This is a genomic window from Corallococcus sp. Z5C101001 (assembly GCF_007352635.1).
Lineage (GTDB): Bacteria > Myxococcota > Myxococcia > Myxococcales > Myxococcaceae > Corallococcus > Corallococcus silvisoli.
In genome coordinates, this window is the sequence record NZ_VKLU01000005.1 from 828,611 (window position 1) to 853,693 (window position 25,083).

23 protein-coding genes are annotated in these 25,083 nt (G+C 70.4%); 16 read left to right on the forward strand and 7 right to left on the reverse strand.

Annotation, left to right across the window (positions count from 1 at the left end; all coding sequences use genetic code 11):
• Positions 1 to 97: 97 nt before the first annotated feature.
• The 3 genes from FOF48_RS13785 to mprF form a co-directional block, all read right to left on the reverse strand.
• Entirely contained in the window at positions 98 to 1,657 is a 1,560-nt protein-coding gene (locus FOF48_RS13785; RefSeq protein WP_143901650.1) for a carboxylesterase/lipase family protein, read from the reverse strand.
• Between the two features lie 135 nt (positions 1,658 to 1,792).
• A complete protein-coding gene (locus FOF48_RS13790) occupies positions 1,793 to 3,352 on the reverse strand; it encodes a virulence factor family protein (protein ID WP_186001891.1) in 1,560 nt (519 codons plus the stop codon).
• Positions 3,349 to 5,895 carry a bifunctional lysylphosphatidylglycerol flippase/synthetase MprF gene (gene mprF, locus FOF48_RS13800; RefSeq protein WP_143901652.1) on the reverse strand — a complete coding sequence of 849 codons (2,547 nt, stop codon included), beginning with the start codon at positions 5,893 to 5,895 and terminating at the stop codon, positions 3,349 to 3,351. The genes FOF48_RS13790 and mprF overlap by 4 nt, the downstream gene beginning before the upstream one ends.
• Positions 5,896 to 6,350: 455 nt before the next feature.
• Here mprF and FOF48_RS13805 point away from each other — a divergent pair, with 455 nt between their 5' ends.
• The 6 genes from FOF48_RS13805 to FOF48_RS13830 all read left to right on the forward strand — a co-directional run bounded on the left by FOF48_RS13805 (position 6,351) and on the right by FOF48_RS13830 (position 13,494).
• Positions 6,351 to 8,507: a methyl-accepting chemotaxis protein gene (locus tag FOF48_RS13805; protein WP_143901654.1), complete on the forward strand. Its 2,157-nt coding sequence runs from the start codon at positions 6,351 to 6,353 to the stop codon at positions 8,505 to 8,507.
• Between the two features lie 187 nt (positions 8,508 to 8,694).
• Positions 8,695 to 9,333 (forward strand): hemolysin III family protein, encoded by a 639-nt coding sequence (locus FOF48_RS13810; RefSeq protein WP_143901655.1) that lies wholly within the window; start codon positions 8,695 to 8,697, stop codon positions 9,331 to 9,333.
• Positions 9,334 to 9,483: 150 nt separating this feature from the next.
• Positions 9,484 to 10,725: an FAD-dependent oxidoreductase gene (locus FOF48_RS13815; protein WP_143901657.1), complete on the forward strand. Its 1,242-nt coding sequence runs from the start codon at positions 9,484 to 9,486 to the stop codon at positions 10,723 to 10,725.
• A gap of 61 nt (positions 10,726 to 10,786) precedes the next feature.
• Positions 10,787 to 11,167 carry a hypothetical protein gene (locus tag FOF48_RS13820; protein WP_143901659.1) on the forward strand — a complete coding sequence of 127 codons (381 nt, stop codon included), beginning with the start codon at positions 10,787 to 10,789 and terminating at the stop codon, positions 11,165 to 11,167.
• Between the two features lie 18 nt (positions 11,168 to 11,185).
• The gene (locus FOF48_RS13825) at positions 11,186 to 11,965 is read left to right on the forward strand and encodes a hypothetical protein (protein ID WP_143901661.1); all 780 of its coding nucleotides are present in this window, start codon (positions 11,186 to 11,188) and stop codon (positions 11,963 to 11,965) included.
• A 29-nt stretch (positions 11,966 to 11,994) separates the two neighbouring features.
• Positions 11,995 to 13,494 carry a hypothetical protein gene (locus FOF48_RS13830; protein WP_143901663.1) on the forward strand — a complete coding sequence of 500 codons (1,500 nt, stop codon included), beginning with the start codon at positions 11,995 to 11,997 and terminating at the stop codon, positions 13,492 to 13,494.
• Positions 13,495 to 13,587: 93 nt separating this feature from the next.
• On the opposite strand, the gene FOF48_RS13835 is transcribed toward FOF48_RS13830, so the two are convergent.
• Positions 13,588 to 13,923 carry a hypothetical protein gene (locus FOF48_RS13835; RefSeq protein ID WP_143901665.1) on the reverse strand — a complete coding sequence of 112 codons (336 nt, stop codon included), beginning with the start codon at positions 13,921 to 13,923 and terminating at the stop codon, positions 13,588 to 13,590.
• A gap of 165 nt (positions 13,924 to 14,088) precedes the next feature.
• On the opposite strand from FOF48_RS13835, the gene FOF48_RS13840 reads away from it, so the two are divergent.
• The 7 genes from FOF48_RS13840 (at position 14,089) to FOF48_RS13870 (ending at position 20,262) form a co-directional block, all read left to right on the forward strand.
• Positions 14,089 to 14,514, forward strand: a complete 426-nt coding sequence (locus tag FOF48_RS13840; protein ID WP_143901667.1) for an OsmC family protein — start codon at positions 14,089 to 14,091, stop codon at positions 14,512 to 14,514.
• 105 nt (positions 14,515 to 14,619) lie between these two features.
• Entirely contained in the window at positions 14,620 to 15,240 is a 621-nt protein-coding gene (locus FOF48_RS13845; protein ID WP_143901669.1) for an RNA polymerase sigma factor, read from the forward strand.
• Between the two features lie 3 nt (positions 15,241 to 15,243).
• On the forward strand, positions 15,244 to 16,035 hold the full coding sequence (locus tag FOF48_RS13850) for a hypothetical protein (RefSeq protein ID WP_143901670.1): 792 nt from the start codon (positions 15,244 to 15,246) through the stop codon (positions 16,033 to 16,035).
• Positions 16,032 to 17,678 (forward strand): caspase family protein, encoded by a 1,647-nt coding sequence (locus FOF48_RS13855; RefSeq protein WP_143901672.1) that lies wholly within the window; start codon positions 16,032 to 16,034, stop codon positions 17,676 to 17,678. The genes FOF48_RS13850 and FOF48_RS13855 overlap by 4 nt, the downstream gene beginning before the upstream one ends.
• The gene (locus FOF48_RS13860; protein WP_143901674.1) at positions 17,678 to 18,598 is read left to right on the forward strand and encodes a carboxypeptidase regulatory-like domain-containing protein; all 921 of its coding nucleotides are present in this window, start codon (positions 17,678 to 17,680) and stop codon (positions 18,596 to 18,598) included. Before FOF48_RS13855 ends, FOF48_RS13860 begins: the two co-directional genes overlap by 1 nt.
• A gap of 105 nt (positions 18,599 to 18,703) precedes the next feature.
• A complete protein-coding gene (locus FOF48_RS13865; RefSeq protein ID WP_143901676.1) occupies positions 18,704 to 19,213 on the forward strand; it encodes a hypothetical protein in 510 nt (169 codons plus the stop codon).
• 116 nt (positions 19,214 to 19,329) lie between these two features.
• Positions 19,330 to 20,262 (forward strand): DUF4382 domain-containing protein, encoded by a 933-nt coding sequence (locus FOF48_RS13870; RefSeq protein WP_143901678.1) that lies wholly within the window; start codon positions 19,330 to 19,332, stop codon positions 20,260 to 20,262.
• 11 nt (positions 20,263 to 20,273) lie between these two features.
• Here the strand turns inward: FOF48_RS13870 and FOF48_RS13875 are convergent, their stop codons facing one another.
• A complete protein-coding gene (locus tag FOF48_RS13875; protein ID WP_143901679.1) occupies positions 20,274 to 20,822 on the reverse strand; it encodes a YceI family protein in 549 nt (182 codons plus the stop codon).
• Positions 20,823 to 20,984: 162 nt separating this feature from the next.
• Between FOF48_RS13875 and FOF48_RS13880 the strand changes: the two genes are divergently transcribed.
• Together FOF48_RS13880 and FOF48_RS13885 are read left to right on the forward strand one after the other, a co-directional pair.
• Complete coding sequence (locus FOF48_RS13880) at positions 20,985 to 21,890, forward strand: LysR family transcriptional regulator (protein ID WP_143901681.1); 906 nt, start codon at positions 20,985 to 20,987, stop codon at positions 21,888 to 21,890.
• Positions 21,891 to 21,997: 107 nt separating this feature from the next.
• Entirely contained in the window at positions 21,998 to 22,693 is a 696-nt protein-coding gene (locus FOF48_RS13885; RefSeq protein WP_143901683.1) for a pirin family protein, read from the forward strand.
• Positions 22,694 to 22,769: 76 nt separating this feature from the next.
• Here FOF48_RS13885 and FOF48_RS13890 read toward each other — a convergent pair whose 3' ends face one another.
• A complete protein-coding gene (locus FOF48_RS13890; protein WP_143901685.1) occupies positions 22,770 to 23,312 on the reverse strand; it encodes a DUF2378 family protein in 543 nt (180 codons plus the stop codon).
• A 389-nt stretch (positions 23,313 to 23,701) separates the two neighbouring features.
• Between FOF48_RS13890 and FOF48_RS13895 the strand changes: the two genes are divergently transcribed.
• Positions 23,702 to 24,076, forward strand: a complete 375-nt coding sequence (locus tag FOF48_RS13895) for a cytochrome c oxidase assembly factor Coa1 family protein (RefSeq protein WP_186001893.1) — start codon at positions 23,702 to 23,704, stop codon at positions 24,074 to 24,076.
• Positions 24,077 to 24,151: 75 nt separating this feature from the next.
• On the opposite strand, the gene FOF48_RS37530 is transcribed toward FOF48_RS13895, so the two are convergent.
• On the reverse strand, positions 24,152 to 25,069 hold the full coding sequence (locus tag FOF48_RS37530; RefSeq protein ID WP_304503212.1) for a PPC domain-containing protein: 918 nt from the start codon (positions 25,067 to 25,069) through the stop codon (positions 24,152 to 24,154).
• Between the last annotated feature and the right edge of the window lie 14 nt (positions 25,070 to 25,083).

A 25,083-nucleotide genomic window follows, 5' to 3' on the forward strand; every position in this document is an offset into this window, starting at 1 on the left:
GGGGCCCGCCCGCCACCGCGCGCGACCCCACCGAGGAGTCGCGCGCGTGGGTGGGGGGGCCCCTCCTTCTGCCGACGCGGCCTGCGTCCGTCGCCTGTTAGAGGGGCGTGCCCTCGGGACGCGTCTTGCGTGGCGCGGTGCCCTGCCGCGACGGGGGCCGCGAGGAGGCATTGCCTTCCGCGCCGCCGCCCACGCCGTTGATGATGGCGCTCACCAGCAGGAAGGCGTTGAGGCGCAGCTGCATGAAGTTCGTCTCCACCTTCGGCGGCTGCTGCATGCGCAGGGTGCGGTCGTCGCCCTGCTGGTGCCGAGGCCACTCCGTCGCGGGCGCGGGGGCTCCCGTGCGGGCGAACTGGAGCAGCCACTGGCTCACCTGGCGCGAGTACGCGCGGTCCTCGTCGGTGAGGACGTCCTCGGTGGGCGGGCAGCGGGCCACGGTGTCCAGGAAGTAGGGGATCTCCGCGCCGTGCGGGACGCCGTGGGTGAAGTCGGGGCGCAGCGCGGTGGCGGTGTATTCGAAGTAGAAGCGCCACGCGTCGGAGACCTTGTTGTGCAGGTCCGCGATCTGCCGGGGGATGAGCGTGAAGACGATGTCCCGGCACGCCTGCCGCGCCAGCTCCTCGTCGGGCGTCACGCCCGGGTAGAGCAGGCCAATGGGCACGTTCTGGGCGCGCAGGGCCCGGAGGACGTCCATGGGGTCCATGTTCATCGCCTCCATCACGCTCACGTCGTCGCTGGTGCTCCCCAGGATGAGGGGCACGCGCGACTGCTGCTGCGCCTTGAAGGTGGACAGGATGGACTGGGGCAGCACGGTGTCGCCCGTCACCGCCACGGGGGCCAGGGACGTGTCCGAGGGCTGCTGCCAGAAGTCCTCCGCGGGCAACAGGCGCAGGCGATCCGGCGTCGCCTCCGCGTCCGGCACGCCCATGCCGCGAATCAGGGCCTCCCCCTTGAGCACCGCCTTCTCCAGGGGGATCTCATCCATGCCGTACACGCTCATCGCCACGCCCCGGTGGAAGTACGGGCGCGCCGCCGCCATGCAGAAGAGCGACAGGACGCTCTTGGCGCCCGCGGACTGGCCGATGATCGTGACGTTGCCGGGGTCCCCTCCGAAGCGCGCGATGTTGCGGTGCACCCACTGGAGCGCGGCGACCTGATCCAACAGGCCGAAGTTGGCCGCGCCGCCGCCGGGCTCCTCCAGCAGCGCCGGATGGGCCAGGAAGCCCAGGTGGCCCAGGCGGTAGTTCAGCGTGACCACGACGGCATCCCGCGACGCCAGCGGCACGCCGCTGTACGGGGGCAGGCCGCTCGCGCCAATCACATACGCGCCGCCGTGGATCCACACGATGACCGGCAGCTTCGCCTGGGCCTCCACGCGGGGCGTCCAGACGTTGAGATAGAGACAGTCCTCGTCCATGGGATGCGGATCGCCGCCGTTCGCGATGCAGTCCTCCCGCGACTGGAGCGAGGAGTTGCCGAACGCCGCGGCCTGCCGGAGGTGCTTCCAGGGGGCGAGCGGTGCGGGCGCGCGCCAGCGCAGCGCGCCCACCGGAGGCTGGGCGTAGGGGATGCCCTTGAAGGCATACACTCCTTCCTCGGCGACACCTTGAAGCTGCCCTTCGACGGTGCTGACGACCGGTGCGGACTGCTTGACCATGTGTGAACCCCCAGAGACCCGGCGCGCCAGAAGCCGGGCCGTGCGAAGTAGAGGTTCGACGGATGCAAGTCAATGCACCTCCCGACAAAGACAATCACGCGTCCGCCAACCGACGGACGGCGCGACCCGGGAGCATCAGGGTAAAGCCATACCGAGTTCCCGCATCACCAGACGCGCGATGGCGGCGTAGTCCCCGTCGAAGTGGTGTCCCCCCTTGAGCATGGTGGCCCGGGCGCCGGGCACGTCCGACAGCGCTGGGCAGAGGCTGTCCGCCAGCTCCTCGTCGCCGTAGAGGCAGAGCACCGGCGTGCCCTTCAGGGCCTTCACGTCCGGGAGCACCGCGTTCGTGGGGCGGCCCTTGCCTCCGAAGATATCGGTGACGTGCACCTCGAACTCCGCCTCCTTCCCGGGCGCGAGCAGGACGAGCAGCCGCACCCGGGCCCGCAGGTCCTCCGGCAGGCGCGCGGCGATGGCCGGCACCACGTCCGCGCCGCGTGAATAGCCCAACAGCATCACGCGCTGCTTGCCCCAGGAGGCCAGGAAGTGGCGCAGCGCGCGGGCCACGTCCGTGGACGTCTCCTCCGGGGTCCGGCGCTTCCAGAAGTAGCGCAGCGAGTTGAACCCCACGACGGGAATGCCCTGGCCCGCGAGCGACTCCGCCACGGACTGATCCAGGCTCGCCCAGCCGCCATCCCCGGTGACGATGAGCGCCAGCGTGTCGCTCTGGGGGGCGGACGTCGCGGGGACCTCCACGAGCGGCAGCCCCTCCACCGACGCGTCTCCGGCGAGCGTCCCCACGCCCGCATCCGGCACCGGGGCCCCGGACACCAGGGGCAGATGCTCCGCGGCGAGCGGCACCGCAGCGGCGTCGTAGGCGGCGAGGAGCGGCCCCTGCCACGAGGACACGGGCATGCGGGCCAGGCCCGGGCCGGGCACCGTCACCACGCGGCCCGTCCTCAGCGCGCGCGTGAAGTCATGCGCGGCCTTCACCCGGTGGGTCGCGTCGTGGTCCGCGACGAGCAGCACCCACGGCTCCGTCAGGACGCGCGCCGGTCCCAGCCGCTCCTGGGTGTCCTTGGCCGCGCGCGAGCGCACCAGGCCCGCGCCCGGACAGAAGACGGCGGACGTCGTCAGCTCCGGCGTGAAGTCCACGCTCACCGCGCCCCGGAACGTCCCCTCCGGAGCCTGGGCCAGCGCCGCGTAGGCCACGGCCGCGCCAATGCCCTCCCCCACGAGCACCGGGTGCAGGTATTCGGGCAGCTTCGCGTGCTGCTGGTAGCCCTGGCTCAGGACCTCCAGGTCGCCCGCCGGGTACGCGCACCGCTTGCCCTTCTCCAGCGCGCGCAGGTAGGCCCTGCCGTCCACCGCGAGCACCAGCGCGCCGTGCGAGGCCAGCACCAGGGCCAGCTCCCGGCCCCGGCCCTGATCCGCCGGGCCATCCGCCAGGAGCAGCGCCACCGTCGCTGGCGCCCCCGGGGGCGTCACCACCGTGACGTGCCCGAAGCGGCCACCGGGGTTCAGCGTCTCCACGCTCGGCGCCGCCGGCGCCGCGGGGACAGGCGCGGGCGCGGGCGCTGACGCGGACGCCGGAGCCTGGGGCGCGGGGGGCGCCGCGCAGGTGCGGGACGCGGGGAGGAGCGCCAGGGTCAGCGCCAGCACCGCCCCCACCAGGAACCAGCCCGCGCGCTTCTTCATCGCGCCACCACCCCTCCCAGCCCGCGCGACACCAGCGAGGCCACGCCCGTGAGAACCCCCGGCAGCGCGAGCCCCCCCGGCGACGCCAGGTAGCGCGGCGACCAGTCCGGACGGAACTTCTCCTTGTAGTGGCGCAGCCCCTGGAAGTTGTAGAAGTGCTCGCCGTGCCGGAACACGAGCGCGCCCAGCCGGTTCCACACCGGCGCGAGCGTGCGCTCCTCGAAGCCGCTGAAGGGCGCCATGCCCAGGTTGAAGCGGTGGAAGCCCTGCTGCCGGCCCCAGAGCATCAGCGACGTGAAGAGGTAGTCCATGGCGCCGTGCGGGCTGCCCGGCAGGTAGCGCATGAGGTCCACGCTCAGCTCCTCCTTCGTGTCCGGGGCCCACACGTTGGCGAAGCCCGTGAGGACGCCGTCCTTGCACACCAACGCCACGGGCCCCTGCTCCAGGTAGCGCGGGGAGAACCAGCCCAGGCTGAAGCCCTTCTCGCGCGTGTTCTTCTCCGCGAGCCACGCGTCGGAGATGGCCTGTAACCGAGGCATCAGCTCCGGCACGGCCTCACGCGGCCGTACCTCGAACGTCCAGCCCTCGCGCTCCATGCGGCGCACGCCGTGGCGCAGGCCGCGGCGCTCCGGCCCCTCCAGGCTGAAGTCCTCCAGCGGCACCGTGGCCTCCTCGCCCAGCTTGAGCAGCGTCAGGCCCAGGTCCAGGTAGCGCGGCAGCGCTCCCGGCCCCACCTGGTAGAAGCACGCCCAGCCATGGTGCCGATCCGCCAGCTCGCGGAAGCGCCACGCCAGCTCCGTCGCGGCTTCCGGAGGCCCCACCGGATCCCCCATGGACACCCACGCGCGGCCGGCCACGCCGTACATGAGGAAGGCGTCTCCCGCGTCGTTGAACAGCAGCGACTTGTCCCCCACCAGCGCCAGCGAGGCCATGGACTCCGTCGCGCTCGCCACCAGGGGCCGCACCTTCCGCAGCTCCTCCAACGTCGGGGGGTGCGTGCGCGCCCCGGCCGGGCGCAGGAGCGAGGCGATTCCCGCCACCACGGTCGCGCCCAGCACGCCCACGCTGGCGCGCAGGAAGCGCGGCGCGTCGCCTGAGAAGGTGAAGCGCCACCAGAGATCGTGGCTGTAATCCACGTGCCGGTACGAGAAGAACCCCAGCCACACCGACGCGCCCACCACCGCCACCGCGGCCAGCAGCCACCCAGGGCTGAAGGCCTCCGCGAAGAGCGACGCGTGCCGGTAGAACTGCTGATGGAAGGGCGCCAGCGCCACGGCGAGGACCAGCAGCAGCGTGGCCTCCTCGTAGTCCACGCCCTTCACCACGGAGAACACCGCGCCCGCCACCAGCAGCGCCTGCGTCAGCACGTAGGCCGCGTCCAGCCGCCGCTGGAGCCCGCGCGCGAGCAGCAGCAGCGCCAGGCCCACCAGGCTCCCCAACAGGTGCGACACCTCCAGCAGCGACAGTGGCACCAGGCGGCGCAGCACCGCCAATCGATCCCTCTCCGTCGGCGTCGCGCCAGAGAACAACAGCACCGTGCCCGCCACGAACGCCACCGCCGACGCGACCCAGGGCACCACCGGCGCGAACGAGCTGTGCATGACCTTCGCCAGCCGCGTCAGGTGGTGACGGCGCTGAAGCACCTCGTGCCCCGCGAGCAGGAGCGCCGCCACCGTGAAGGGCACCAGGTAGTAGACGAACCGGTAGATGAGCAGCATGCCCACCACCTGGGACGCGGGCACGTGCGGCGTGAGCGCGGACAACATCACCGTCTCGAAGACGCCCAGCCCCGCCGGCACCTGGCTGGCGATGCCGGCCAGCTGCGCCAGCGCGAACAGCGCGGTGAGCGACGGCAGCGACACGCCGCTGTCCGCGGGCAGCAGCACCCACAACACGAGCGCCGCCAGCACCCAGTCGGTGCACGACACCACCAGCTGCGCCAACGCCCGCGCGGGCGTCGGCAGCGTCCACTCCAGCCCGCGCACGCGCAGGGGCCGGCGCACCCGGGCGCAGGCCACGAAGTAGCCCACGAGCAGCAGCCACAGCACCGCGCCCAGCACGTGCGCCACGGGAGCGGACACCGACAGCACCCCGCCGCCCCCCTCCACCAGCAGCGACGTGCCGGTGACGGCGGCCAATCCCAGCCAGAACGTGAGCGCGTTGAACACGGAGACGCGCGCCACATCCAGCGCGGTGAGCCCCCAGGCGGAATACAGCCGGTAGCGAACCGACCCCCCGCTGAGGAATGACGCGCCCAGGTTGTGCCCGAAGGCGTAGCCCACGAAGGACGTGAACCCCACGCGCGGGTACGGGAGCCGGTGCCCCGCGTGCCCCAGCGCCAGCACGTCGTACAGCGTGAGGGCCACGTAGTTCACGGCGGTGACCGCCAGGGCCAGGAGGATGCGGCCCGAGGACACCGCCGCCAGCCCCGCCGACACGTCATGACGGTGGACGTGCGACAGCTCCCGGTGCAGCACGTATGCAGCCACACCCAGCAGCGCCAGCGGCAGCGCGGTGCTGACGAGTCTTTGTACCTTCGACATTCCCGGTTCTCCCGACGGGTGCAACAGCACGCCGCGTGCCAGGGGCCGTGCAGGGGGACGCTGGGGTCGGGGCCTGCCCGGAATGCCCCAGGTGGGGCATTCCGCCCCATCCGCCCGGACAGCCCCGGTGCCCACCGGGGCATGGGGAGCGCGGTTCGCCAGCCAGCCTTGACGGGAGCGGGCCCCCTGACGCCCCCCCACGGCAAAGACTTGCATTGGACCTGGGGACGAGACGTCCGTCGGCCAGCCCCTCGGGGCGCCCCCTCTCCCGACGCACTCCCGCAGGCCCTTTGAGGACAGAGCGAGACGATGATTTCATGTTTTACGTTGTTACTCCGCCCCGCCCGTCCGAGCGCCTGCCAACACCGCGTGTGACACAGCGCTGGAGGCGCGACGGGGAGGCGCTGGGGACCCAATTTACAGAGGGCCCGCTGGCGCTGAATCATGTGTGACGAATGTTTCATCCCCCTGCCTTCGCTCTCGACCTCTTCCACGGGCTCGCTGCTGGTGGTCGCTCCCCGCGCCGTGCTTCGCGCCTCGTCGCGCTGGGCTCCGTGCTGCTGCTGTTCCTCGCGTTCGCGCCCGCGGCGCACGCGGCCGAGGCGGTGCATGCGCTCGACGGCTGGCGCTTCCGCTGGGGTGACTCGCCCATCGGGCCGGACGGCATTCCCACGTGGGCCACGGAGCCGGAGAGCGCGGCGGGCTGGGAGGCGATGACGGCGCTCCAGGAGCCTCCGGGGCGCGGCGCGAACACGCTGCTCTGGCTGAGCATCCCTGTCCCCGCGGGCGACTGGTTGGAGCCCGCGCTCCTGCTGGGCAACGTCGCCAACGCCTTCGAGGCCTACGCCGGCGGCCAGCGCATCCACGGGAGCGGGACCCTGACGCCCTCCGCCGAGGAGACGCTGGAGAACATGGCCTGGCACCTGGTGCCCCTGCCGCCCTCGGCGCTGGGGCATCGCGTGCTGCTGCGCATCCAGGGCACCGGGCCCACCATCGGTGTCAGCCGGGATGCCCGGGTGGGCGCCCGCCATGCGCTGCTCGCGGAGGTGACGCGCACGGGACTCGCGCCCTTCGTGCTGGGGACCCTGCTGCTGGCCATCGGCGTGGCGTCGCTGGGGGCCGTCATCCTTCGCCGCCAGGCACGGCTGCTGGCGTCGCTGGCCGTCTTCGCCTCGGGCTCCGGGGCGCTGCTGCTGGGCTCCAGCGGACTGCTCGCGGCGCTCTGGGACAGCGCGGTCGCCGGGAGCGTCCTCACCCTGCTGGGCGCGTACGTGCTCGTGCCCGGGCTGGCGTGGTTCATCTCGGAGACCGTCGGCGAGGGGAAGCTGCGCGCGTTCCGCTGGGGCGCGGCGGCCATCTCCGTCCCAGCCGCGGTCCAGTCGGCCATCGTGCTCGTGGACCTGGGCACCGCGTGGCGGCTGCTGCCCTTCTTCGTCTTCTATTCGATCCCCGCGCTGCTCGTCTGCGTGGGCGTGGTGGTGGTCCATGCATGGAGGGGCGACCGGGACGCGCGCATCTTCGTCGTCGGGCTGGGACTCCTCACCCTGGTGCTCCTGCTCAGCGTCCTGCCGCTGCTCGGGTGGATGGAGGCGACCGACACGGAGGTCCATTGGGGCTTCTTCGCGCTCACGCTGTCGCTCGTGGCCATCGTCGCCCGCCGCTCCGCGGAGGTGGTGCGCTCGCTGGCCGAGCACACGCAGCTGCTCGACGCGCGCCGGGGGGACGTGCGCGAGCTGGCGCGCGGCATGGGCCAGGGCGCGGACGAGCTCGCCGCCGTGGTGCAGCAGCTGCGCACCTCCAGCGAGGAACAGACCGCGGGCATCGCCCGCCAGGCGGCGGCGCTGCTCGAGCTGGAGCAGACCGTGGAGGAGATCCGCCAGGGCTCCCACCTGACCTCGGAGAAGACCCGCGTGCTCGCGGCCTCGGCGGAGAGCGCCGAGGGGGTCGGACGCGAGGGGGCAGCCGCCATGGAGCGCACGCTGACGGACCTGGCCGCCATCCGCACCGAGGTGTCCGAGATGGCCGCGCGCATCCTCGCGCTCGACGAGCGCACCCGCGAGGTGTCCGGCATCGTCGATGACGTGAAGACGCTGGCGGATCAATCCAACATGCTGGCCATCAACGCCGCCATCGAGGCGGTGCGCAACGGCGAGAGCGGCAAGGGCTTTGGCGTGGTGGCGCGGGAGATGCGGCGACTGGCGGACCAGTCCATCCGGGCCACCCAGCGCATCCGCGACGTGCTCGACGGCGTGAGCATGAGCATGCGTGACGCCGCGCGGATGAGCGAACAGGGGGATCAACGGGTCCAGGTCAGCCTGGACTCGGTGCGCACCTCGGGAGCCCAGCTCCAGCGGCTGGCGGCCATCGTCGCAGACACCGGCGGCAGCGTCCGGCAGATCACCCAGGCCGTGGCCCAGCAGGACACGGGCACGCACCAGATCGCCCAGGCCATCCAGGAGCTGTCGCGCCAGATGCAGAACACGCTGAAGGTCGTCGAGGAGACGCGCACCGTCACCCACTCCGTGCAGACCCTGGCGGAGCGCATGTCCGGCGTCGCCAGCCAGGCGCTCCGCTCCGACGCGCTGGAGGAACGGAAGGCCGCGGGCGCGTGAGCGGGGCGCCTCTGGGGTGACGGGGGAGGTCGTCCTCGGACACGCCGCGCGCCGGGTGCCGCGCGAGGCCCCGCCCTGACCTCCCGACGACACTGGACCGGGGCGATGCGTGGAGAACGTGACGTCCGTCGCGGACGGGGGCGCGGAAGCTGACGCGGCCATGACGTGGCGCGCGTACGAGCATCGCATGGATGAGCGTGTGAAACCCAGGTTGCGCGGCGTGTCGCACATGCTCGCGTTCGTGGCGGCGCTGGTGGGGTGCCTGCGGCTGGCGCGGGTCCCCGTGGAGGGCGCGCAGTCCGTGGCCAACCTGGTGTTCGGTGGCAGCCTGGTCCTGATGTTCGGGGTGAGCGGCAGCTACCACTGGCCCACCTGGAGCGCGGCGACGTACCGGCGGCTCCAGCGGCTCGACCACGCGTCCATCTACATCCTCATCGCGGGGAGCTTCACGCCCCTGGCGACGCTGGCGCCCATGGGGGGCTGGAGCCAGCGACTGCTCTGGGTGATGTGGGGCGCGGCGCTGACGGGCGCGGCGCTGACGCTCCTGGGCATCTCCGCGTCGCGGGGGCTCCGGTCCGCGCTCTACGTCGCGCTGGGCTGCGTGGCGGCCCCGGTGATGCTGAACCTGCCGGGCGTCATGGGCGCCAGCCGGGTGGGCTGGCTGTTCTTCGGGGCCGTGCTCTACGCGGTGGGCGCGGTGGTGTACGCGCGCCGCTGGCCGGATCCGGCCCCGGCCGTCTTCGGCTACCACGAGGTCTTCCACGCGATGGTCGTCGCCGCGGCCGCCACGCACTACGCGGTGCTGATGGACTTCGTGGGAGGTTAGGACCCGCGCGGCTCGCGGACGGCGTCCCGTGCGCCGCGTGACAACCGGCGGGATGTGGACTCAACACAAGCCCCCGGGGCACATGGGGGACGCCTGTCAGCGTGTTTAGGCTGCTCACGCCCGACGAACCGCGGGCAGGGGGGCAGCACCATGGCCGACGAGACGCGCACCACGCAGTGCTGCATCGTGGGAGGAGGCCCGGCGGGAATGATGATGGGGCTGCTCCTCGCGCGGGCCGGCGTGGACGTGATGGTGTTGGAGAAGCACGCGGACTTCCTTCGCGACTTCCGGGGCGACACCATCCACCCCTCCACGCTGGAGCTGATGCACGAGCTGGGATGGATGGACGAGCTGCTCGCCCTGCCCCACACGAAGGTCCCGCTCTTGCGCTTTCAGAGCGGCGCGCACAGCGTCGCCGTGGGCGACTTCCGCCACCTGCCGACCCACGCGCGCTTCATCGCGATCATGCCGCAGTGGGACCTGCTCGACTTCCTCGCGCGCAAGGCCGCGGCCTACCCGGGCTTCCACCTGCTCCGCCGCACGGCGGTGACGGACGTGGTGCGTGAGCGGGGCCAGGTCGTCGGGGTCCGCGCCCTGACGCCGGAGGGCATCCTCCAGGTGCGCGCCTCCCTGGTGGTGGCGGCGGACGGTCGGACGTCCACGGTGCGACAGCAGTCGGGCCTGGAGGTGGAGAACCTGGGCGCCCCCATGGACGTGCTCTGGTTCCGGGTGACACGCAAGCCCGACGACCCCGTGGATCCCATGGGCCGCTTCGAGCGCGGACAGCTCTTCATCCTCATCAACCGGGGCGACCAATGGCAGTGCGGCCGGATCATCGCCAAGGGCGGCTTCGAGCACCTCCAGCGGCAGGGCCTGGAGTCCTTCCGGGACGACTTCGCGAAGCTGACGCCGTTCCTCGCGGACCGCCGCCAGGAGATCCGAAGCTGGGATGACGTGAAGCTGCTCACCGTCCGGGTGGATCGCCTGCGCACCTGGTATCAGCCTGGATTGCTGTGCATTGGAGACGCCGCGCACGCGATGTCACCCGTGGGAGGCGTGGGCATCAACCTCGCGGTGCAGGACGCCGTGGCCGCCGCGAACCTGCTCGCGGGCCCCCTGCTCGCCCGGCACGTGACGCCCCAGGACCTCCACCGCGTCCAGCAGCGCCGCGAGTTCCCCACCCGGGTGACGCAGCGAGCGCAGGTGCTCATCCAGGACCGCGTGCTGGGCCCGGTGCTCCGAAACCCCTCCCCTCTCTCGCGACTGCCCCTGCCCCTGTGGCTGCTGGAGCACGTCCCCGCCCTGCGCCGCATCCCCGCGCGCCTCGTCGGAATGGGGGTCCGCCCCGAACACGTGCACACCCCGATGGCACCGGCGGCCCCCGCGCACTGACGCCACACACTCACAGCAACAAAGTCTTCACAAACATGACGCTGGCGCTACGCTGGGCGCCATGTCTCAGACACGGATCTCCAGGCACATTGAGCTGCTCAACGAGGCGTTCGCGCAGCGAATCAACGCCAATGAGGAGGCGTTCACCAACGTCAGCTTCGCCTTCCAGGTCAAAGAGAAAAGCCCCCACCAGCTGGTCTTCTCGCTGCGCTACAGCGAGGGCATGGGGAGCTCCACATCGGAGTCCTTCATTCCATTGAAGACCCTGGACATCGACAAGGAGCGCTTCAGGGCTTTTGTCTCCGGAACGGTGAGCGCCATCGCGGAGAACGCGCCCCGATTCAAGTCAGACCTGGGTCGGCTCGACTTCGAGTTGCTGGAGGACATGACGCTCGTCACCGCGGAGGACTTTCGCCAGAGAGTCGCGCGGCAGCAGCAGTAACAGGAGTTCGACTCGGCGGTGTGCCTGCTGGAGAACCTCGCTGAGAACCTGGGCCTGGACTTCCCCGAGGACCGCCCGCCCTACCTGAAGCGCCTCCGGGCGCTTCTCTTCTACGATTTCTACCACAAGGACTTCGAGGAGCTGCTCGACGGCCTGCTCGACCAGTGGCGGGCCCTCCCCGTGGAGGAACGGCAAGCCACGACGGAGTGGCTTATCCTCGCCTTCAGGTGGGGGGCCCATTGCTTCGGGGACGCCCTCTGGAGGGGCCAGAGGCGCGGTCAGGCGGACATCCTCACGAGCGAGCTGGAGACGCTTCACCTGGAGTGGCACGGCGTCCCCGTTCCGGCTCCGGTCAACGCGGAGGAAGAGGAGGCCGAGGCGCCCCCTTCCGTCGGCGAGGAGACCGCCGCCCCTCGGTTGGAGTGGAGCACGGCCGCGAACGCCGTGGTGCGGGTTCCCCTATCTCAAGCGGCCACCTGGACCCGGCGCATCAAGAACATGGGGGGACCTGGAGCCAGGGTGATTGTCGCGCTGAACGGCGACGTTCTCGCGACGCGGCTGCTCGCGGTCCGCCTGACGCTGGACGGGACGGAGTATCCCATACACGTCGGCCCGCTCGCAGGAGGCCAGACCCAATGCATGCTGCCGTTGGAGCCTCAAGGTGAACACGAGCTTCAGCTCACCTTCCACGGACGAGGCGCTGGAGGCGGCTTCGTCAAGGCGGGAGTGATGGCCCTGGCCGTCGCGGGCGGCATCACCTCGAAGGAATGGGAGACCTTGCAGGTCTTCATCGGTTGAGGGCAGCACCGGGAAACGGAGAACACGTCATGACCACGAAACCGATGCTGCGCCTCTTCGCGACCCCCGAGGAACTCTGGGTCGCCTCCCTCACCCAGTTGGAAGTCTACAAAGGCTCTCAAGGCCTGCATCGCAGGGTCGAGGGAGACGTGGAGTTCAATCGACTGTCGAACTGCGTCCTGGCCGTCGCCCCGGAGGCCCAGCGGATCTGGATGGGCCGCGGAGCACAGCGGGAGGTGGAGACCTTTGGCCCGGAGCGTTCGCCCCCTCGAATCTTCACCCTGGCCGAGGGACCCGATACGCCCTGCAAGCCGTTGAACGTGGAGTTGGCGGACCTGGTCTGCGACGGAGCGCGGCTCATCGGCTGTCAGGTCGACGGACGCGCCAGCCTGAGCCGAATCCTCTGGAGTGACTTGTCAGGCGAGGACTGGCGGACGCTACCCTTGCCCGAGCCTGTCATCGCGGAGCCACATCAGTTGGCCGCGTCCGAGGAAGCCGAGCGAGGGGCACCTTCGGGCGTCCTGCTCTCCAGCCATCTGCATGGCGTGGTGGCGGTGGACCCGGGCGCGGGACGGATCGCGGTGATTCGCCCCGGCTCCCCCAAGGTGGACTTCGTGCTGCAGTGGGAGCCCTCGACCCGCGAGGAGCAATGGTTCGCGGTGCCCACCCAGCAGGGGGTGCTGGTCGCCATCACCCAGAGCGGCCACGCCTCCACCCTGGCCCACTACTCGGACAAAGGCGCCCTGTTGACGGAGTTCTACACCGAGGGCACGGGCGCCGTGTGTGGACTCGCGCTCGCGGACGCCGACTCGGCCCTGGTGATCATGAAGTGCGCGCTGGGCCGCCTCGAGCTCTCGGACGAATCCTCGTTCGCGGAGATCACTTCGGTCCCGCTGGAGGATGCGTTCCGTTTCGCCACCGCGACCGCCGCCCCCGGCCGGGTGTGGATCGCCCCCGACCATTTCGAGTACGGCAAGCTGGCGCAGGTGCGCTGCGAGGCCGGCAAGCCCCTGGAGCTGCTGCTCTTCGAAAAGCCCCAGAAGAAGGGGGCGCCGCTCTGGGATGAGGGGCGTACGCGCCCCCGCCTCGAATGGGCCGTGGCCAACCCCGAAGAGAAGCTCACGGGAAAAACCGAGCTGGGGATGGCCGTGTCCTCTTCGGTGACCTGGAAGCAGCGCTTCGAGAATGTCGGCGCCCTCGGGGCCGGCCTCTTGCTTTCAGTGGGAGGGCGGCCGATGGAGTCGGGGCTGGTGACCATCAGCGTGCGCCTGAATGGAGAAGCGATTCAGCTCACACCTGTCCCGGGGCTCGACTCCACGTTTGAACGACGCATGACGCTCGAGCCGCGGACCTCGGGGGAGCTGGAGTTCACCTTCCACGGAGTGAACGAGGGCTCGGGCCTTGTAGGGGTGGAGCTGTCGCCCTGGACGCCGCCGCGCTACCTGCCGGACCCTCAGTCCTTTGGCGGGGCTCACAGCTTCATCACCCACTTCTTCGAGCTGAGGGTGAATCCCGCGGAGACGCCGTAACTCCGTCCCGGTGACAAACCCGCGGTCGCCCACACGAGTCTCCGTGCGGGCGACGCGGGTCCGGTGGCGGTTGGAGAACTCCTGGAGGCCTCCCTAGCAGGTGGTGCAGACGGGGCGGATGAGCTTCCACGCCCCGCAGCCGCTGGCGCCGCAGCACGTCTGGTAGAGGCTGCCGCCCCGGCCATGGTCGCCGTTGTGCCAGCTGCCATCCCCGCCCACCTCGCTACAGGCGCCGCAGGTCGTCTTCCACTCCGTCTTCTCCGCCAGCGAGCTGCCAAGGCCACAGTTCGGCGTGGAGCCAATGCCTTGCTCCACCTGCGAGGACTCGTCAGCGACCGGAGCCCCGTCCGGCTCCGCCGCCGGCCCACAGGCAGAGAGGACGCCCACGGAGAAGCCGGTCACGACCAACACACGGAGGATGTTTCGCATGCAGGGTGCTCCAGGTGACGGAGGCGGAGATGCCTCGCGGCGCCAAGTCAGACAGAGAACGGAACCCCAGGCAATGACTGTCATCTCCGTCAAACCCAATGGAATTTTCCATACAAGAGCCGCCACGGCGGCACGCCGTGTTCTGATTGAAAGGAGACGAACGCCATGGGAATCAGCAAGGGCGGTGCGCAGTGGACTGGGGGCCTGAAGGACGGCAAGGGGGTGATGAAGCCGGGCCACGCCGCGGAGGTCCCCTTCTCGCTCGGCACCCGCTTCGAGGGGCAGCCAGGGAGCAACCCGGAGGAGCTCATCGGCGCGGCGCTCTCGGGATGCTTCTCCATGGCTTTGTCTCTGGGGCTGGAGAAAGCGGGCCTCAAGCCCACGCGAATCCAGACCAACGCGGACGTGCAGTTGGACAAGCAGGGGGACGGCTTCGCCATCACCACCATCGCGCTGAGCACCGAGGCCACCGTCCCCGGCGCCCATGACGCCCAGTTCCAGAAGATCGCGGAGGAGACCCGGAAGGGGTGCCCGGTCTCCAAGGCGCTCGCTGGCGTGAACATCACGCTCAAGGCGAGGCTCGCGGGCTGAGCGCCGCGGCCCTTGGGGGCGAAGAAGCCCCTGGACCGCGGCGTCCGGGGGCTCCTTGCATCCGGCCGCGGACGGCTCGCGACAGCCCCCGGTGCCGCGAAAGAAATGATCCCCGTGGCCGCTTCACCCCATGGGAGGTCTTCTGCGCAGGTGGGTGAAACGGACGCGGTGGCGGACGTGGTTCTGCGTGCGACGCGAGGGGAGACGTCCGCCTTCAACGAGCTCTACCGGCGCACACGCCCCCTGGTGGCACGGCTGGTGGCGGGTTTCGGCACATTGGATGCCGATGAGGTCGAGGACGTCCTTCAGGAGTCGTACGTGCGGGCATTCCGGGGGCTGCCCCGGCTGAAGGAGGCTGGCGCCTTCACCCCGTGGCTGCTGACCATCGCACGCAACCGGGCGCGCACGCGGCTGGAGCGGCGCACCCTCCTGAGACGGTTGGAAGAGGACCTGCCGGACCCGGCTCCGGAAACGGTGCCGCCCATGCCGCCAGCACTCCAGGTGGAGCGGGACATCGCGGTGGTGCGACAGCTCATCGCGGAGCTGCCCGAGGGCGAGGAGAAGAAGACGGTGCAGCTCTTCTACATCGAGGGACAGCTCACGGCCCGGGAGATCGCCCACCAGCTCGGGGTGGGAAAGAGCACGGTCACCATGCGGCTGGAGCGGTTTCGAGGACGCATCAAGCGGGAGCTCCTCCAACGGGTGCTCGCCGGACGGTGGGAGTGAGCCATGGAACACCTGGATGCCTCCGCGATGCGAGACCTCGCGAATGACGAGCCCACGACCCGGACCTACTTCGCCCGGCACCTGGCCTCCCCCTGCGAGGTCTGCGAGGCCTTCCTCGCCACGCACGTGGACCCGCTCGATGGACACACGGATGCGCTGCTCCTGGGACTCGCGCCTCCGTCAGAGTCCACCGTGGGCGTCCCCCCCTGGGTGCCTCCGCTGGCGGCGCCCCGGACCCGGCGCTTCGCGGCGCCGCCCGCGCGCTACTGGGGGTGGATGGCCGGCGCGGTCGCGGCGTCGGTGTTGATGGTGGTGCTGAGTCCAGGCGAGCAGGCCCCCACGCCCGGCGTGCAAGGAATCGGTGAGAAGGGCACGGGCCGCATCTCCCTGGAGCTGGCCGTGGTCGCCAGGAGCCTGGACGGCGGCCTGCGCCGGCTGGACGCGGGAGCCGTCGTCGCGAGGGACGAGGTGCTGCTCCTGCGCTACCACGCCACCGAGTCCGGCACCGCGCTGCTCTACCAGCAGCGTGAGCACCAGCCCGCGGAGCTGCTGGGCCGCTTCCCCCTGGAGGCCGGAACGCACGACCTGGAAGGCCCCGAGGGGCTCACCGGCGTGAGCCTGGAGGCGGACGAGGGCCCGCTGTCGTTGATGCTGGTCGCCTTCGCTCCGGGAGAAGCCGCGTCGGAGGAGGACGCGCTCGCCGCCCTGGAGGCGGGCGTGGCCCCGGATGCGCGCCCGGGGACCGTGGCGCGGTTCGACGTGCGGGTCCAATCCGGCCAGACTCGGGCGCCGTGAGGCCCCTCCTCCCCCTCCTTCTCGCCTTGCTCTGCGCCTGCGCGGGCCCCTCCGCCGCGCCAGGGGGCAAGGGAGGGCTCGTCCCGCTGCGGCTCGACGCGGCGGACCTGTCGCGCGCCTACACGCCCCGGCGGCTCGCGCTGCTCGTGGGCATCTCCTCGTTCGAGGATCCCCAGTGGCGTGCCCTGCGCTTCTCCAGCAAGGACGCCACGGACCTGGCGGCGGCGCTGAAGGATCCCTCGCGCGGCCACTTCGATCAGGTGCGAGTCCTCACGCGCCCAGAGGAGACGACGAAGGAGGCCATTCTCGCGGCGCTGCGGCAGCTCAAGCGGGAGGCCACCCGGCCCGACGACGTGGTGATGGTGTACCTGTCCGCGCACGGCACGCTCGCGCGCGACGGCCGGGGCGTGCTGACGCGCTACCTGGTCACCCACGACGCGGCCTACCGCGCCATTCCCCAGACGGCGCTCTCCATGGACGCGCTGAAGGCGGAGTTTGAACAGCTGCCCAGCCGGCGCCGGCTGCTGGTGCTCGCCACCTGCCACAGTGGCAGCGGCAAGTCCCTGCTCCCCCGCGAGGTGGAAGAGGACCTGGCGGGCATCAAGTCCGGCTTCTACGCGCGGCCCCTGGAGGAGTCGTCCCGGGCCTCCATGGTGTTCGCCGCCAGCGATTGGGGCGAGACGGCGCGAGAGGACGCCAGCCTGCGCAACGACATCTACACGTACTTCCTCATCGAGGGCCTGGGAGGCGCGGCCGACCGCAACGGCGACGGGGCCGTCACCGCCACGGAAGCCCACGACTATTCACGCCGCCGCACCTTCGCCTTCACGGAAGGCCGGCAGCGCCCGTCCGCGGAGATCGTCGAAGTGGGCGCGGATCCCGTCATCCTCGCCGGCCGCATCGACCGGACCGGCCAGCCGGAGCTCTTCTCCTACAGCCCCCGCCTGGACGGCTTCACGCTCAAGGTGGACGGGGAGCCGCGGCTCGAGCTGCCCGGTGGCGCCGCGGTGGGCCCGGGCCGGCGCACGGTGGAGCTCACCAAGGGGGATGCGGTCCTCGTGCGGCGCGAGGTCGACGTGGCCCGAGGCGAGCGTCTGCCCTTGGAGCGCCTGCTGTCGGACGCCATCCCCCGCCGCGCGCTGTCGCTCGTGGGAGGCATGATGTCCTTCGCGGACGGCAAGAGCCGGCGCGAGCTCCTGCCAGCGGCGCCCCAGGTGGGCGTCGTGCTGCGCCTGGAGGACCTGCCACTCCAGGACCTGGGCCTGCTGTTGGACGTGGGCTTGAGCCGGGGACGGCGCACGCTCCAGGTGGCGCCGGGCAGCGAGGTCCCCTTCGGCTACACGTCGCTCACGGTGGGCGCGGCGGTGCCCTACCTGTGGCGCTGGGAGCGTTTGACGCTCTTCGCGGGACCGCGTGTGGCCGCGTTGTATCTGGGCAGGTCCTTTGACGTGGAGGCCTTCTCCGGAGGCCAGCGCTACTTCACCGTCAGCCCCGGTGTGGTGGGCGGGCTGGTCCTGCGCCTGGGCGAGCGGCTGGAGCTCACGGCCCAGGGGCACGGGATGCTGACGTACGTGGTGACGGACGGACAGGGCCAGGCCGTGGGCTTCGTCGGCGGAAACGCCGGCGTGGGGTACCGCTTCTGATGCGCCACGAACGCCTGCTCCTGCTCCTGTCGTTGCTCGGCGCCAGCCTGTGCCTGGGCGCGTGCGGCAGCCTGGACAACGACCCCTTCCGCACGGGCACCGTGCACGGACAGCTCACGGAGTTCGACCCCGCCGTCGCGCTGGTGTCCGTGGTGGGAACCCCGGGCGTGCGCACCGGCGTGGACGCTGACGGACGCTTCACGCTGGAGGACGCGCCCGCGGGCCCGGCGGAGCTCTTCATCGTCGCCACCCACGACAAGGCCGCGCGCGTGCCCCTCACCGTGCAGGGGGGGCGGTCCGTGGAGGTCGCGGCGCTCACCCCCGCGCCCGCCGGCACCTTCTTCCTCAAGCTCCACGCGAGGGGCAGCCTCCAGATCCAGGGCGCCACCGCGTCGGTGGCGGGCACCCCCATCGGGGCATCGGGGCTCGATGACAAGGCCCCCCAGCGAATGGGGCCTCTGCCGGAAGGTTGCTATGAGGTCAGCGTCTCCGCGCGCGGCTTCGCCACGGCATCCACGCAGGGCTGCGTGAGCCAGGGCAAGCAGACGGTGCTGCACGTGGAGCTGACACCACGGGAGGCCTATGCCCAGCAAGGCTGCGCGGTGACGGGCTGTGGCAATGGCAGCCATTGCGCGTCGGATGGCCGCTGCGTGGAATGTCTGGACGACACCGGGTGCGCGTCACCGCTCGTCTGCCGGGGCGCTCGCTGCGAGGGACCCGGCCCCCAGTGCGCGCCCTGCACCGGGAACTGGCAGTGCGGAGCGTCCCTGCACTGCGGGGACCTCCCAGGGGGCGGCACGGCCTGCGTGGCGACGTGTGGCACCGGCCTGCCTGATTGCGCGGAGGGCCTCACCTGCCAGGACGGACAGTGTCTGCCTGAGCCTGCGCGCTTCCCCACCTGTGAGGACTTCCGCCAGTAGTCCCCGGGTCCGCGTGGCCACCCCGGTTCGAGCGGGGTCTTCCTGCCGGCGAGACACTCCCCCTTCCCAGGAGGAGCCCCCCCCTCGCCTCACAGGAGGATGTCCATGCGAAACGCGCCCACTTCCTTGTCCGTGGCGTGGAAGGTGCTGTGCACGGTGCTGATGCTCTCGGCCTGTGGCGGCCGGCCCGCCCCGACGGACGACCCCTCGCTCAGCGCGGGCGATGACAACCTGGGCAGCGCCGCCGGCGAGTCCTCCGCGACGGACGGAGGCACCGGCACCGGGGGCGTCGGACACGTCACCCTCTGCCACCGTCCCCCGGGCAACCCCTTCAATGCGCACTCGATCTCCGTGGGCATTCCGGCGATGGCCGCGCACCTCCGCCATGGCGACACGCTCGGCGCGTGTGACAGCGGCGGCGAGACGCCGTCGGATGGCGGCACCTGCGAGCCCGACGCTGGCTCCGGTGGCGGCACGGACGGTGGAACGCCGACGGACATCGACGCGGGCCCCCAGTGCATCCCCGAGGGCGGCGAGTGCCTCTCCGAGGGCACCGAGACCTGCTGCAACCGGCTGTCGTGCGTTGAAGGTCAGTGCTGGCCCATCATCGGCTGAGCCCGTGTCGCGGCGGGCAGGACGGCCCTCCCGGCCCGCCGTCGCCATGGATGTGGCCAGCGGGGGGCCGCACGGGTCTCCTGGGCGTTCTCCCCTTCCACCTCCGAGGCCCTCCCATGCGCACCGTGCGTCAGCTGACCTCCTCCCTGTTCCTGGTGACAGGACTCCTGTTCCTCGCGGCCTGCGGCGATGGCGGCAAGGCCCACGTCACGCTGAAGCTGACCGACGCCCCAGGGGACACGTTCGAGAAGGCGGTGGTCACCATCTCGAAGGTGTACCTGAAGGGCCACGTGGACGGGCAGGACGGCAAGGGAGACGTCGTGCTGCTGAGCGAGCCGGTCACCACCGACCTGCTCACCCTGGCCAACGACACCGCGGACCTGGTGAAGGACGCGGAGGTTCCCCCCGGCACGTACAAGGAGCTGCGCTTCGTCATCACTGGTGGCTACATCCAGGTGAAGCAGGACGGAACGAGCCGCATCTTCGCCACGTCCAGGGACTACGCGGGCCTGCCCGCGGGCGCGCAGGTGGATGGCGACCTGCAGATGCCCAGCGCCAGCAGCTCCGGCCTCAAGGTGAAGTTCGACAAGGACGCCGACGTCACCATCACCAGCGATGACAACCAGAAGGTCATCCTGGTGGACTTCGACGTGGCGCAGAGCTTCGGCAAGGAGGCAGGCGGCTCCGGCAAGTGGGTCATGCGCCCCGTCATCAAGGGCGCGGACCTCCAGTTCTCCGGCAACGTGGAGGTCAGCCTGGAGGCACGCGACGGGCTGTCGCTGCCCCTGGGCCTCCCGCAGCTGGGCACCTTCAAGGCGGTGCTCATCAACGCGGACGGCAGCCGCGAGTCCCTCGCCTTCACCGCCGCCTCCGGCACCCGCTACGTGGCGGACTTCAAGTACCTGCTGCCCGGCACCTACCAGGTGGACCTGGAGACCGTCGCGGGCGTGACCTTCAGCACGGACCTCGCGCGCCCGGCGACCACCCAGGTCAGCTCGGGCGCGGAGGCCGACGTGCACTTCGTCCTCACGTCCTACACCGTCGAATAGCGCCCAGGGGGTCAGGCCGCCTTCTCACCCGAGCGGTCCTTGGCGGCCTGCACCTCCAGCGTGATCTCAATCTTCTCCCCCACCAGCACGCCGCCCGCCTCCAGCGCCTGGTTCCACGTCAGGCCGAAGTCGCTGCGGTTGATGGTCGTCTTCCCCTCGAACGCGGCCTTGGTGTTGCCCCAGGGGTCCACGGCGATGCCCAGCTGCTCCGCGTCGAGGACCACCTCGCGGCTGATGCCCCGGATGGTCAGCTGCCCCGTCACCTTCAGGTGCTTGCCCACCGGCGCGACCTGGGTGCTCCGGAAGGTGATGGCCGGGAACTTCTCCACGTCGAAGAAGTCCGGCGAGCGCAGGTGGTTGTCGCGTTGCTCGACGCCCGTGGTGATGCTCGCCGCCTCGATGGAGACGGAGACCGAGGAGCCCGCGGGGTTCGCGTCGTCCAGCGTCAGCGTCCCGCCGAACTTCGTGAAGCTGCCGCGCACCTTCGCCACCACCATGTGGCGGACGCTGAAGTGGATGCCCGTGTGCGTCGTGTCGATGTTCCAGAGGGTCGAGGCCATGGTCGTCTTCCTTGTCGTGAATGGGCTTCGTGAGAGGGCTTTTGCTCCGACGAGACGCAAGGTAGCGGCCTTCCCGGTTCCGGATTAGACGGGACGAACAGGATGGACTGTTCCAGGGTTGGAACAGTCCCCCTCCCCTCTCCCGCACCAGGACGGCCGGCCATGGACCTCAACGAACTCCTCGTCTTCGCCCGGGTGGTGCAGGCGGGCAGCTTCACGGCGGCGGCGCGCACGCTGCGCATGCCCAAGTCCACCGTGAGCCGGAAGGTGTCCGAGCTGGAGGAGCGCGTGGGCGCGCAGCTGCTGCAGCGCACGACGCGCACGCTGCACCTCACGGAGGTGGGCCGGACGTACTACGCGCACTGCGAGCGCATCGTCGCGGAGGCGGAGGCCGCGGAGCTGGCGGTGACGCGCATGCAGGCGGGCCCCAGCGGCCTGCTGCGCGTGACGACGCCGCTGTCCGTCAACTTCCTCGCGCCGCTGGTGGCGCGGTTCCTGGAGCAGTACCCGGACGTCCAGTTGGAGCTGCTGTGCACGGACCGCGCGGTGGACCTGATGGAGGAGGGCTTCGACCTGGCCGTGCGGGCCGGCCGGCTGCCGGACTCGTCGCTGATGGCGCGCAGGCTGGGGGACATCGAGCGCGTGGTCGTGGCCTCGCCGGAGTACCTGCGGGCGCGGGGCGCGCCGCGCACCCCGGGGGACCTGGGGAAGCACGACTGCCTCTTCTTCGGCACCGCGCTGGAGGGCAACGTCTGGACGCTGCACGCCGGCGGGCGGGCGGTCGAGGTCCAGGTCGTCGGGCGGCTGGCCGTCAACGAGCCGGACATGCTGCACGCGGTGACGCTCGCGGGCTCGGGCGTCGCGCTGCTGCCGGGCCTGCACTGCATGGAGGACCTGAAGACCGGGAAGCTCCAGCGCGTGCTGCCGGACTGGAGCTCCGCGGGGGCGCCTGTCCATGCCGTCTACCCGCCCACGCGCCACCACGTGCCCAAGGTGATGGCCTTCGTGGAGTTCCTGCGCGAGCACTGGCCCGCGCACCAGGGGGCGCTCAAGCGCGCGAAACGCTGAAGGCGCTCCGGCGTTTCGTCTCGTGGATGGAACGATGTGTCCCGAGGTTCGTGGCTGGCCAGGTGGGGTCCCGGAGCGCATGTTGTTGGCGAAAGGAAACACCCACCATGATGAATGTTCGACCTTCCGAAGCGCGCGGACATGCCAACCACGGCTGGCTGGATTCGCATCACACCTTCTCGTTCGCCAGCTACTTCGACCCCGACCACATGGGCTTCCGCGCCCTGCGCGTCATCAACGAGGACCGCGTCCAATCCGGCGAGGGCTTCGACACGCACCCGCACCGGGACATGGAGATCATCACCTACCCGCTGAGCGGCGCCATCGCGCACCGGGACAGCACGGGAGGCCAGGGGCTGCTCCGCGCCGGTGAGGTGCAGCGCATGACGGCCGGCACGGGCGTGATGCACAGCGAGATGAACGGCTCCAGCGAGGACGTCCACTTCCTGCAGATCTGGATCATCCCCGACAAGAAGGGCCTGAAGCCTGAATATGAGCAGAAGCTCTTCCCGGAGAAGGACCGGCAGGGACGCTGGCGCGTCGTGGCCAGCCCCGACGCCCGCGACGGCAGCCTCACCGTGCACCAGGACGTGCTGCTGTCCAGCACGCTGCTGAGCCCGGGAGAGAAGGCGGAGTACACGCTGCCCAAGGGGCGGCACGCCTGGGTCCAGCTGGCGCGGGGCACGGGCACGCTCAACGGCGTGGCGCTCAAGGCCGGTGACGGTGTCGCCGTGTCCGACGAGTCGAGCCTCGTGCTCGCCGCCACCGAGCCGCTGGAGGCGCTGCTGTTCGACCTGGCCTGATGCGGCCGGGACGAAGAAGGCCCCCGGGTCCAACGACCCGGGGGCCTTGTCATTTCACGCAAAGACACGCCCGGCCTCAGTCGCCCCACCGGATGCGGTAGGAGCAGGCGTGGCCGTCGAAGTCGAAGGACTCGACGCGCAGGTTCCGAGCTCCGGCGCGGGTCAGCCCGGCTTCGATGATGCCGCGCAGGTAGCCGGGGTTCCCGTTGCACTCGTTCACCCGGATGATGTGGTGCGCGGGGCCCTGGGTCAGCAGCTGGGACTTCATGTAGTTGTTCACCGTCTCGAAGCTCTCCTGGATGCGGACGACGACGCGCTCGGGGCCGAAGATGGGCCACATCGAGACCAGCGCCTTGCCCAGCACCGTCTGCTCCACGCCGTGGATGATGCCGACGCCCAGCCTCCGGTAGCCCTCGTCGCTCTCGACATTAGGATACAGGTGTTCCACGGTGACGCGCAGGGCATCCGCGAAGACCTGCCGGGACGTGTTGCGCGGGGACTGGGCATCGAGATCCAGGCCCACCGCGTTCAGCTTCGTCCTCAGGTCCGGCGTGAGGCTGCTACCAATGGAGCGGAAGAGTCCTTCAACCGTGTGGCGATAAACGATTTCTTCATCCACTGGAATACCTGTCCCCGTCGCGGCGGTCCCATTCCGCCGTGCGCCCGGAATGGTAACCCATTCTCCCCGTGAACCCGAAGCCCCACCCGCCCCGATCTGGTTTCACGCACTCATCAATTGATTCAAGAATGATAGCTATGGCTCATAAATCACGTATTGCCAGCTAACCAACCACCCGGGGACGGGCTGGAGCGGGCCTCCCGAACAGTCGCGGAGTCTCCGTCCGTGCCGCCAATGGCAGACATCCACCGCGAAGGGCACCACTTGCGCCTGAAGTGAGGGCGGAAAGGCTCTCGACCTTTTTCCTTGGCGGGCACTCCCGCGATAGGGTGAGCCGCGGACTTTCACCCAGGGGACTCCAGATGGCCCGGCGAGACCAGGGGCAGGGGATGTCATCGACAATGAAGTGGGTGCTCGCGGCGGTGCTGGGGCTGCCGTTGCTGTGCTGCGGGGGCGGCGGCCTGATGCTCTTGCATGCGTGGAGTCAGCTCCCCTACTCCGAGGCCATGGAGCGGGTGGAGAACCACCAGGGCGTCACCCAGCTCCTGGGCGCGCCCGTCAGTGGCAGCCGGTTCTTCTCCGCCACCTTCAACCTCCAGAACCAGGACGGCATCGCGGAGATGAAGATTGACCTCTCCGGCAGCAAGCAGGACGGCGTGCTGCACGTGAAGGCAGTCCGCACGTCCGACCTCTGGGGCTTCAGCCAACTGCGCGTGGTGGCGAAGGACGGCCGGGTCGTCAACGTCGTTGGGGAACGCCTGTGATGCGCGTCCGCGAAGCAAGGCGGTTGTCGCGTGAGAAGGTTCAGCCGATGTGATCCATCGGCCAGCGTCATGGGCCTACGGCCCGGCCGTGTACGTCGTCGTCAAAGTGACGCCCGAATACGCTGAGTACGCGCGGAGGCCGACGTAGTACTTGCCCGCTGACGGCGCCGTCAACGTACAGGTCTCGGTGTTGCCTCTGAGATTCGGACGACACTGATAGGTCGTCGTCGTGGGGGCCGCGCCGAAGTCGACGTAGAGGTCCGCGTCACCCGTGCCGCCGCTGAGCGTGAACGTCACCACGGATTGGGCCGAGGGTACGTCGAGCGTCCAGTAATTGAAGTGGCCGGCGAGGCTGTCCGCGATATCGATGATCGGTGTCCAGGGGGGAGGCGGCGGAGGCGGAGGGTTCACGGGAATGGGCCAGCGCCAGGGCCAGGGCCAGGGCGGGCAAAGGGGCGGATCATCGTACGTTCCGGTCAGGTTGACGCCCGAGTACGCCGAATACCCGTGGAGACCGACATGGTACGTGCCTTCCCGCGGCTGCGTGAACGTACAGGTCTCGGTGTTGCCGCTGAGGCCCGGACGACAATCGTAGACCGACGTCGTCGGCGGCGCGCCGAATCTGGCGTAGAGGTCCACGTCACCCGTGCCGCCGCTGATCTTGAACGTCACCTTCGCCTTGCCCGCGGGGACATAGAGGCTCCAGCGCTGGAAGGAGCCTGCTGCACCCGAAATCCCGGTCATCGACAGCCAGGGATCAGGCAGCGGCCCCAAGGCCGGTCCCTGAGCAAGGAAGCCTCCAGGTCCCAGCTCGTCCACTTCGAGCCTCATTCGAGACGCGTCCCGAGTCACCTCCAGGTCGTACCCGACGCCGTCGGTAGCGCCCCTGGCCTGAAGCGGGTCCTTCATGGGCTCCTGGGTCTCGGGGGGTCGGTCAATGCACCCCGACACCAACACCCCACCCACCGCGAGAACAAACACTCTCTCGAACATGGCTCCCCTCCGGT